Source organism: Azospirillum sp. HJ39 (assembly GCF_041507355.1).
Taxonomy (GTDB): Bacteria; Pseudomonadota; Alphaproteobacteria; order Azospirillales; family Azospirillaceae; genus Azospirillum; species Azospirillum thiophilum.
Genome location: NZ_CP167905.1, coordinates 930,620 through 941,886, shown reverse-complemented (window position 1 = coordinate 941,886; position 11,267 = coordinate 930,620). Strand labels below are relative to the sequence as shown.

Below are 11,267 nucleotides of genomic sequence, written 5' to 3'. Positions count from 1 at the left end.
CTCCTCGTCGTTGCGCGCCGGACCATCCAGGCAAAATGCGCAAGAGCCACCGCACCAGGGCAAGGTCACTGTCCAGCTGTCGGTCTGGGCAGATCCAGAATGATGCGGGTGCCGCCCGGACCGGAGACGATGGCAAGCCGGGCACCGATGGCCAGGGCCCGTCGCCGCATATTGGCAAGGCCGTAGCCGCCGGGGCGGTCGGACGCGCCGCCGCGTCCCTCGTCGGCGACCATCACGCGCACCCCGTCGTCGGTCGGCCGGATCTCGATCGTCACCCGATCCGCCCCCGAATGCCTGGCGGCGTTCATCGTCGCCTCCTGAAGCAGGCGGAACAGCTCCAGCGCAGTCGAAGACGACCAGCCGGCCCCCTCCGGCAGGGCGCGCATCTGCCAGTCCAGGGCGATGCCGAGCGTGCGAAGCTGCGGTTGGATGTGATCCCGGAAATTCGCCAGCATCATGCCGGGGTCGTCCCCGACCTCGGCCATCGAGGCGATGACCAGACGCAGATCGACCAGCGCCTTGCGCGCCGCGGTGCCGAAGTCGCGCACCTTGGCATCCGTCCGCCGGCTGAGCGCCACCATCGACACCAGCTGGCCGGCGATGCCGTCGTGGAGGTCGCGGGTCAGGCGCGACCGTTCGGCTTCGAGCGCGATCGCCCTTTCCTGGTCCTGCTCGCGGGCCAGGCTGATGCGCAGCGCCGCCTCCGCATCGGCGATCTCTCGGCGAAGGTTGGCGTTGAACTGGTCCACAGCGTTCAGCGCCGCCGCGAAGCGCCACATCAGGACGGTGCTGATGACGCTGAGAAGCATGAAAATGGGGATGGAAAACGGGTTGATGAACAGCCGCTTGCCGGCCAAGCCGTAGAGGATCGGCGCTTCATGGAAGATCATCAGCAAGGACAGCAGCGTTGCGCCCAGGACCATATGGGCACTGTTGTTGCCTCGCCGGAAAGCCGCGTAGGAAAGCACTCCGACGGCCCAACAGGACAGGCCCCAGGCGATCGGCATCGCGACGTACCAGTTCAGGACATGAAAGATCTCGGGAGGCAGCAGCAAAAATGCCGTGGTGGCTCCCACCGGAAATGCCGCGAACAGGACGCTGGCCCGCGGCAGCCGGCGGTTCACGAAGCTGAAGGCGAACGGCACCAGCAGCGCCGTCACCCAGGAGAAGGCCAGGTTCGAAAGCTGCATGATCTGTGGAGAAACCAGCGGCTCCGGTACGATGACGACGAGATTGCTGATCGAGTTGAAGAACAGGATGCCGGCATACAGGATATAGGACCACTCGGAGCGGCGAACCGCCCAGACGATCAGCAGCATCACGCTGAAGGCGAACTGCCAGGCGAACAGCAGTTGCGGCAGCATGACCAGAAGGAAATGATGCTGCTGGTACACCGGGCGCAGCAGGCTGTCGGCTCCGGCATGGATGGCGCTGAGATAGCTCTTGCGGCCGAACAGCATCACCGCGCTGATCTCCACGGTGTTGGTGCCGGCCTTCAGCACCGGGGCCGGGATCGCGATGATGTCCGGCCAGATCAGGGTGACGATCCGCCCCGAATGCGTCCAATCGCTGTCGTACAGCAAGGCACCGTTGACCCGGACCAGAATGCGGCCGGAATAGTTTGGAATCAGCACGGACCATTGCTCCGGGCCGTTCGGGGAATGATCGAACTCCAGGCGGTAGAGCCCCCCGCCGAACCGGCCCCCACCGGGCACCCTGAAGCTGTGGGGCAGGGATACGGCGGCCTCGGGAACATCGGCCGGCCGGTCGATGGCTTCCAGCGGCCGGAACATGGCGCGATCGAACTCGATGCCGCCCTCCGGGGGCGACAGGGTGAACAGCGGCGTGCCGATGCCCACCGCCAGAACGGTCAGGTAGAACACGCCGATGACCGGACGGCGCAACAGGCGCAGCCATCCGCGGCCTTCGGGGGCCTCGACCAGGTGCGCGGCCACGGGATCACTCTCCAAGCCGGATCAGCTTGCGCCCGATCGCCTCATAGACCGCCTCCGACCGCGAATTCACCTCCAGCTTGCGGTAGATGTTCTTGATGTAGGACGGCACCGTCTGCCGCGACAGGCCCAGGCGGTCGGCGATGTCGTTGTAGGTGAAGCCCTTCGCGATCCCCCACAGGATGTCGGTCTCGCGCGGGGTCAGCAGCGGCGCCGGCTTGCGGTCCTTGAACGAGCCGTCCTGGACCCGCCTTATGATGTAGCGGGCGATGGAGGCGGAGATGGGCGAACGCCCCTCGATCAGGCCATGGACCGCCTCCACCATGTCCACCGGCTCGGAATCCTTGAGGATGTAGCCGGACGCTCCGGCACGGATCGCCGTCACCACGCTGTCCTCGTCGCCCAGCACCGAGATCACCATGATCTCGGTGGCCGGATAGCGGTCGCGAACCTCGCGGATCAGGTGGGTGCCGTGACCGTCCGGCAATTGCAGGTCGGTGATCAGAACGGTGGGGAGGAAGCGTTCGCAGGCGGCCCGCGCCGCCTCCAGCGTGTCGGCCGTGGCCAGAAGCGCGATGCCGTCGCAGGCGGTCAGGGTTTCCGCCAGATGATCGCGCGTCGGCGGGTCGTCCTCCACCAGAACGACCGTGAGTTGATGGGAACCGGAAAGCGGTCGGTCGTCCGGGCGCGATGACATGAATTCCCTGCTGTCCTCGAACGGCATGGCTCGGACCGGCTGCCGCCGCCCTCATGCGCGGGATGAACGTACCAATCGACGATAATCGGCGTTTTCCGGGCCAACAACCCCTTATCGGTGAGCGTCCCTCCCCTTCCCCCATATTCATGGGGATGCTCCGCCGCATCCATGAACATGGGGTGCCGCACCGTCGAGCCCCCCCGTATGGTTCGCAACATTGGGTGTTCCGCAGCGACGCGCTGCAACTCCTCCTGGTCGTTCCACATTGTCAGGACGATCCAGCCGGGAATGCAGCCGGTACGGCTGCGCCACCAAGCGGAACGACAGGGGTGCGTTGTGAGCGCGATGACGTGTCTTGCCAAGACTGCTCGTATTGCGAAGCCGGCGGCAGTCCACGGTGCCACGCCCGGCCGGGGATCGTCCGGAACACCATGGCACCCGGCGCCCCGGTGTTCCGGACGATCCCTGGCCAGGCTGTCGCTGTGGCTGATCACCAGTGTCGCCCTGATGGAAAGCGCCATCGCACCGGCCTCGGCCCAGACCCTGCCGGCCGGCCCGTCGGTCGCCGCCGGCGCGGTGTCCATCGCCACCCCGTCGGGCACCAGCGTCATCATCGACCAGACCTCCCGGAACGCCGTCATCAACTGGAACAGCTTCTCCATCGGGGCGGGGAACAGCGTCGCCATCAACAATGGCGGCGGCGCGACGCTGAACCGCGTCACCGGCAACATCCCTTCGCGCATCGACGGTTCGCTGACCGCGACCGGCTCGGTCTACCTGGTCAACCCGGCCGGCGTGGCGGTGGGGCCGGGCGGAAAGGTGCTCACCGGCGGATCCTTCACCGCCTCCACCCTCGACATTCCGGACGCGGCCTTCCTGAACGGCGGCGACAAGAGCTTCTCCGGCACGTCCAAGGCGACGGTGACCAACGCCGGGTCGATCGGTTCGCTGGGCGGCGACGTGGCGCTGATCGCGCGTGAAGTGACCAACACCGGCACCCTGACCGCCCCCGACGGCACGGTGGGCCTCGCCGCCGGCTACGAGGTGCTGGTGAAGGATAGCGCGGTCGAGGGCGGCAAGTTCCAGGTCAAGGTCGGCGGGAGCGATACCGCGGCCAAGACCTCCGGGCGGATCGCCGCGGCGACGGCGGAGATCCGCGCCAACGGCGGCAACGTCTATGCGCTGGCCGGGAACACCGGCGGCGTGATCGCCGCCACCGGCACCGCCAGCAGCGGGGGACGCATCTTCCTGACCGCCGGCGACGGCGGCACGGTGGAGGCGGGCGGCACCCTCGCCGCGACCCGAACGACGGAAACCGGCGCGGTCGAGGGCGGCGACATCCGGGTCTCCGGCGGCAAGGCCACGGTCACCGGCACGCTGTCGGCCAGGGGATCGGCGGAAAAAGGCAAGGGGGGAAAGAACACTGCGGGCAAGGGCGGCACGGTGGCGGTGGCCGGCTCGTCGGTGACCGTGACCGGCACGGCCACGGTGGACGTCTCCGGCAGCCGCGGCGGCGCCATTGCGGTGGGCGGCGACTATCAGGGCGGCAAGGACGCCGCCCGCAAGACGCTGAAGGAGACTGTGGCGAATGCCAGGACGACCACCGTCGCCGCCGGGGCGCGGCTGTCCGCCGACGGCGATGGCGGCGATGGCGGCAGCGTGGTGGTGTGGTCGGACGAGCATACCGACTTCGCCGGTGCGATCACGGCGCGGGGGGCCGGTGCGGACGGCAAGGGCGGTGATGCCGAGGTGTCGGGCAAGGCAACCCTGTCCTTCCGCGGCACCGCGGACCTGACCGCGGCGGAGGGCGCGTTCGGCTCGCTGCTGCTCGACCCCTACAACGTGACGATTTCCGCGGGATCGGACAGCACCATCTCCGGCACGTACACCGCCAACGGCAACGACAGCGTGCTCAGCGTTGCCACCCTGAACAACGCCCTGACATCGGCCAACGTCACGGTGTCCACCGGGTCGGGTGGCAGCCAGGACGGCACCATCACCGTGGCGGCACCCGTGACATGGTCCACCGGCTCCATGCTGACGCTCGCCGCGGCCGGCGACATCGTCATCAACGCCCCGATCACCGCAACGGGAAACAGTGCCGGGCTGGACCTGCAATATGGCGTGGGCCGGGGCTATACGATCGCAAGCAACGCATCGGTCACGATGTCGGGTTCCGGCCCCAGGCTGCGGATCGGCGAGACGGGAGCGCTCCAGTACTACCAGACGATTTCCAGCATGGAGGATCTGGATTTCATCGACAGCACCGGGCGGTCGGAGCGTTACGCGCTGGTCAAGAACCTGGACGCGGCGGGAACCACCTACGACAGCTCGTTGGTGATCCAAAACTTCGGCGGAACCTTGGCCGGGCTGGGCAACACAATCTCCAACCTGACGGTCAAAGCCCCCGGGACGGATAACGTCGGCCTGTTCGCGGTGATCGAAAGCGGCGGCATCGTCAGGGATCTCACCCTGACCGGCGCCACCCTGAGCGGCAAAGGCTCCGTCGGCGTTCTGGCCGGCAGCAACGCCGGTACCATCACCCGAACCCACGTCACCGGGAGCGTGACCGGGGCCAGCGGCAAAGTCGGCGTTCTGATCGGCGACAACGCGGGGACCATCACCCTATCCGACGCCATCGGAAGCGTGACCGGGACCGGCGGCGACATCGGCGGTCTGGCCGGTACCAACACCGGGACCATCGGCCAGTCCTATGCCACGGCGGCTGTGACGGGATCTGGTGGCAACGTCGGCGGTCTGGCCGGCACCAACACCGGGACCATCACCCAATCCTATGTCACGGGCAGCGTGACGGGCGGCGGCGGCTCGACCGGCGGCTTTGTCGGTCTCAACAATTTGAGCGGCTCCATTACGGATTCCTACACCACGGCAAGCGTCACCCAAGGCAATAGTGTCGCCGGTTTTGTCGGGATGAACGACGGCAGTGCCACCATTGCGCGATCCTACGCCACGGGATTGATATCGGGGCGGGGGAGATTCTACACGGGTGGATTCATCGGCATTGTCGCCGGCGGCACGGCCTCCTCCTCCTATTGGGACACGGGCACGACAGGCCAGGACAGCAGTGATGGCCCGGTCGATGGCTTGACCACAACGGACGCCTTCTCCTCCGCGTCCTATTCCGGCTTCGACTTCGACAACACCTGGTATATGGTCGAGGGGTATACGCGGCCATTCCTGCGGTCCGAATATTCCACCGTCATCGGCAACGCCCATCAGCTTCAATTGATGGGGATGGACCCGTCCGCCGCCTACACGCTGGCCACCGACATCGACGCCCGGGACACCGGCGCCAGCAGCGCCGCCGGTATGTGGCGCATCAGCGGAAACCAGAGCGGTTTCGCACCGGTGGGGGATTCCCAGCAGCCCTTCACCGGCTCGCTCGACGGCGGCGGCCATGTCATCCGGGGGCTGACCTTCGCCTCCACGGATACGGGCGCGAAGCTGGGGCTGTTCGGCGTCGTCGGCACGGCGGGCAGCATCCGCGACATCGGCCTGACCGATGTCACCATCACCGGCACCGAGGCGCAGGCCGGCAGCCTTGCCAGCGAGAACAACGGCACCATCGTCAACGCCTATGCGACGGGAACCGTGACGGGAGGGGGCGGGGTCGGCGGTCTGGTTGGCAGCAACGCCGGTACCATCGGCCAGTCCTATGCCACGACGGCTGTGACGGGATCTGGTGGAAACGTCGGCGGTCTGGCCGGCACCAACACCGGGACCATCAGCCAATCCTATGTCACGGGCAGCGTGACGGGCGGCGGTGGCTCGACCGGCGGTTTTGTCGGTCTCAACAATTTGAGCGGCTCCATTACGGATTCCTACACCACGGCAAGCGTCACCCAAGGCACGTTCGTCGGCGGTTTTGTCGGGATGAACGACGGCAGTGCCACCATTGCGCGATCCTACGCCACGGGATCGATATTGGGGCGGGGGACTGCCTACACGGGTGGATTCCTCGGCGTTGCGGCCGGCGGCATCGTCTCCTCCTCCTATTGGGACAAGGGCACGACAGGCCAGGACAGCACCGAAGGCATGGTCACTGGCTTGGCCACAACGGACGCCTTTTCCTCCGCGTCCTATACCAGCTTCGACTTCAACAACACCTGGTATATGGTCGACGGGCAAACCCGGCCCTTCCTGCGCTCGGAATACGCGACATCCATCGTCAACGCCCATCAGCTTCAATTGATGGCGCTGGACCTGTCCGCTGCCTACACGCTGGCCGCCGACGTGGACGCCGGCGAGACCGGCGGCAGCAACGCGGCCGGCATGTGGAGCCTCAGCGGGATCAAGTACGGGTTCGTGCCGGTCGGAGGCAGCTCGACCCCGTTCACCGGCTCGCTCGACGGCCAGGGGCACGTCATCCAGCGGTTGGCGATCAAGCCGGAAGATTACTCCGGGATGAACCAGGGGCTGTTCGGCGTCATCGGCGCCGCCGGCGGCGTCAGGAACCTCGGCCTGACCGACGTCGCCCTCATCGGCGCCGGCAATTACGTCGGCGGTCTTGTCGGCGAAAACGGCGGCATCATCACCAACGTCTATATCACCGGCAGCGTCCAGGGATCTTACGTGGGCGGCCTCGTCGCCAAGAACACCGGCACCATCAGCCGCTCCTACAGCACGGTAACGGTGTCGCAATCCACGGTCGGCGGCAACGTGGTCGGCAGCGACGTGATGGGCGGTCTGGTCGGCGAGAACACCGGCACGATCACCCAGTCCTATGTGACCGGAGACGTCACCGGCCGTAGCACGGCCGGCGGCTTTGCCGCCAAGAATTCCGGCACGATCACCCAGTCCTACGCCACGGGGGCGGTGACGGCAACCAACGGCACTGACACCGGCGGTTTCGTCGCCTACAACACGGGCAGCATTTCCCAATCCTACGCAACCGGCGGCGCCGTATCCGGCGATAATACGGCCGGCGGCTTTGTCGGGACGAACAACGGCGCCATCAGTCAATCCTATGCGGCGAAAGCTGTATCGGGATCGTCGTGGGTCGGCGGGTTCGCCGGATTTAACTACATAGGCGCCACCATCACATCGTCCTATTTCGACACCACCGTCGCCGGGACCACCGAACACGCGGGTAGCGCATCCACGGTGACGGGAATGACCGGCCTGACGACGGCGCAGTTCCAGGACACGGCGTCGTTCATGGCGGGGGCCTCCGGCTGGGATTTCGACAGCGTTTGGGTGCCGCCCAGCAGCGGCTATTATCCCGTTCTCTACGCCATGGCGCCCGTGACCTGGGTCAAGGCCCTGTCGGCCGACACGGTCTATGGCAGCGGTTCGGGCACGGTGACTGCGATCGGCACGCAGAGCAGCCTCGGCAGCTACATCTTCGGCAAGGCCGGCGACAGCCTGACCCTGGTCGGAGCCACGATTGCAACCGACCCGACCGCCGCCGTTTCGGCAACGCCGGCCACCGCCAGCCAGCCCGCGTCCAACGCGACGGTCACCAGCGCCAAGGGCACGGATTATCGCGTGTTCTATTACGGCAACGCCGCGCTGACCGTGACTCCGGCGGCGCTGACGGTCACCGCCGACGCCGCCACCAAGACCTACGGCGATACGGCGAGCCTGAGCGGCTACACGGTCACGGGCCTGAAGAACAGCGACAGCGTGACCGGGGTCTCCCTGTCCAGCACCGGCGCGGCGGCGACCGCCGGGGTCGGCAGCTACAGCATTGCGGCGGCGGCGGCCCAGGGCAGCGGCCTGTCGAACTACACGGTGAGCTACACCGGCGGCACGCTGACAGTGAACCCGGCGGCATTGACCGTCGCCGCCGACGACGTGACCAAGACCTACGGCGATACGGCTACTCTGAGCGGCTTCACCGCCACCGGCCTGAAGAACAGCGACAGCGTGACCGGGGTCTCCCTGGCCGCCAGCGGCGGCACGGCGGCGACCGACGGGGTCGGCAGCTATGGCATCACGGCGTCGTCGGCCCAGGGCAGCGGGCTTTCCAACTACACGGTGAGCTACACCGGCGGCACGCTGACGGTGAACCCGGCAACGCTGACCGTCACCGCCGACGACGTGACCAAGACTTACGGCGATACGGCGAGCGTGAGCGGCTATGCGGTCACGGGCCTGAAGAACAGCGACAGCGTGACCGGGGTGACCCTGGCCGCCAGCGGTGGCACGGCGGCGACCGATGGGGTCGGCAGCTACGCCATCACCGCCTCGTCGGCCCTGGGCAGCGGGCTGTCCAACTACACCATCGCCTATGCCGACGGCACGCTGACGGTCGATCCCGCCGCGCTGACGGTCAGCGCCGACGCCGCGCGCAAGACCTACGGCGACACCGCCTCGCTGAGCGGTTACACGGCCACCGGCCTGAAGAACAGCGACAGCGTGACCGGGGTTTCCCTGGCCAGCACGGGCACGGCGGCAACCGCCGGGGTCGGCAGCTATGCCATCGCCGCCTCGTCGGCCCTGGGCAGCGGTCTGTCGAACTACACCATCACCTATGCCGACGGCACGCTGACGGTCGATCCCGCCGCGCTGACGGTCAGCGCCGACGCCGCGCGCAAGACCTACGGCGACACCGCCTCGCTGACCGGCTTCACCGCCACCGGGCTGAAGAACAGCGACAGCGTGTCGTCGGTCGGCCTGACCAGCACCGGCACGGCAGCCACCGCCGGGATCGGCAGCTACGCCATCACCGCCTCGTCGGCCCAGGGCAGTGGCCTGTCGAACTACACCATCACCTATGCCGATGGTACGCTGACGGTCGATCCCGCCGCGCTGACGGTCAGCGTCGACGCCGCGCGCAAGACCTACGGCGACACCGCCTCGCTGACCGGCTTCACCGCCACCGGGCTGAAGAACAGCGACAGCGTGTCGTCGGTCGGCCTGACCAGCACCGGCACTGCGGCAACCGCCGGGGTCGGCAGCTATGGCATCTCGGCGGCGTCGGCCCAGGGCAGTGGGTTGGCAAACTACACCATCACCTATGCCGACGGCACCCTGACGGTCGATCCCGCCGCGCTGACGGTCAGCGCCGACGCCGCGCGCAAGACCTACGGCGACACCGCGACGCTGACCGGCTTTACCGCCACCGGCCTGAAGAACAGCGACAGCGTGTCGTCGGTCGGCCTGACCAGCACCGGCACGGCAGCCACCGCCGGGATCGGCAGCTACGTCATCGCCGCCTCGTCGGCCCTGGGCAGCGGCCTCTCGAACTACACCATCACCTATGCCGACGGCACGCTGACGGTCGATCCCGCCGCGCTGACGGTCAGCGCCGATGCGGCGCGCAAGACCTACGGCGACAGCGCCACGCTGAGCGGTTACACGGCCACCGGCCTGAAGAACAGCGACAGCGTGACCCGGGTCTCCCTGACCAGCACCGGCACGGCGGCAACCGCCGGGGTCGGCAGCTATGCCATCACCGCCTCGTCGGCCCAGGGCAGCGGTCTGTCGAACTACACCATCACCTATGCCGACGGCACCCTGACGGTCGATCCCGCCGCGCTGACGGTCAGCGCCGACGCCGCGCGCAAGACCTACGGCGACACCGCCTCGCTGAGCGGCTTCACCGCCACCGGGCTGAAGAACAGCGACAACGTGTCGTCGGTCGGCCTGACCAGCACCGGCACGGCGGCAACCGCCGGGGTCGGCAGCTATGGCATCTCGGCCTCGTCGGCCCAGGGCAGCGGGCTGTCCAACTACACCATCACCTATGCCGATGGCACGCTGACGGTCGATCCCGCCGCGCTGACGGTCAGCGCCGACGCCGCGCGCAAGACCTACGGCGACAGCGCCTCGCTGACCGGCTTCACCGCCACCGGGCTGAAGAACAGCGACAGCGTGACCGGCGTGACGCTGGCAAGCACCGGAACGGCGGTCACCGCCGGGATCGGCAGCTACGCCATTGCGGCGTCGTCGGCCCAGGGCAGCGGGCTGTCCAACTACACCGTCACCTACGTCGATGGGGCGCTGACGGTGACCTCCCGTCCGATCCTGGTGACGGCGGACAGCCTCAGCCGTCCCGCCGGGACGGGGAACCCGGTCTTGACCTACAGCGTCGGCGGACAGGGGCTGGTCAACGGCGACACGCTCAGCGGGGTCCTGAGCACAGCCGCCGGCACAGCCTCGCCGGCCGGTTCCTACACCATCGAGCGGGGCATGCTGGTGGCCTCTCCCAACTACAGCCTCACCTTCATGCCCGGGGTGCTGACGGTGACCGCCACCGGGGAAACGGTGACGCCGCAGCCCTCCACCCCGGACAGTCGCGACCCATCGGGGCCGGTGCAGGCGGAGGAGCTGACGCAGCTTCTCGCCACTGCGGCCCTGCCGCGAAATCTGGTGGTGGTGACGGCTTCGCAGACGACGCAGCCCTTCCGGGACGACGGTGCTCCGGTGTCCTTCCCGACCGCCGGTCCTCAAGCGGCATCCGGCGATGCGAGCGCCGCCGCCGACGGCACGTCCGGAAACTCCTCGGGCGGCTCCGGCCCCCAGGATGCCGCTGGCGGTGCCGCGGCCTGCATCGGCGGTGCCGTGGCCAGCAGCGGCTGCACGTCGGCCCCCCATCCGGAGAACACACGGTTCGGCCGGTTCCTCCGCTTCTCCATGCCCTGACGAACGGA

Annotated in this window: 3 protein-coding genes; 1 reads left to right on the top strand and 2 read right to left on the bottom strand. The window is 67.8% G+C overall.

From position 1 onward, the window contains the following. Window positions 1-65: 65 nt before the first annotated feature. Both ABMY26_RS04665 and ABMY26_RS04660 read right to left on the bottom strand, forming a co-directional pair. Window positions 66-1,955, bottom strand: coding sequence for an ATP-binding protein (locus tag ABMY26_RS04665; protein WP_372394326.1), 1,890 nt, complete (start codon window positions 1,953-1,955; stop codon window positions 66-68). Between the two features lie 4 nt (window positions 1,956-1,959). Then, window positions 1,960-2,649: a response regulator gene (locus ABMY26_RS04660; protein WP_372394325.1), complete on the bottom strand. Its 690-nt coding sequence runs from the start codon at window positions 2,647-2,649 to the stop codon at window positions 1,960-1,962. A 507-nt stretch (window positions 2,650-3,156) separates the two neighbouring features. Between ABMY26_RS04660 and ABMY26_RS04655 the strand changes: the two genes are divergently transcribed. Next, window positions 3,157-11,259 carry a beta strand repeat-containing protein gene (locus ABMY26_RS04655; protein WP_372394324.1) on the top strand — a complete coding sequence of 2,701 codons (8,103 nt, stop codon included), beginning with the start codon at window positions 3,157-3,159 and terminating at the stop codon, window positions 11,257-11,259. The last annotated feature ends 8 nt before the right edge of the window (window positions 11,260-11,267 follow it).

What these genes read in the sequence shown, in the direction of transcription:
- ABMY26_RS04660 (WP_372394325.1), bottom strand. Translation starts at nt 2,649, where the DNA reads ATGTCATCGCGCCCGGACGACCGACCGCTTTCCGGTTCCCATCAACTC.
- ABMY26_RS04655 (WP_372394324.1), top strand. Translation starts at nt 3,157, where the DNA reads ATGGAAAGCGCCATCGCACCGGCCTCGGCCCAGACCCTGCCGGCCGGC.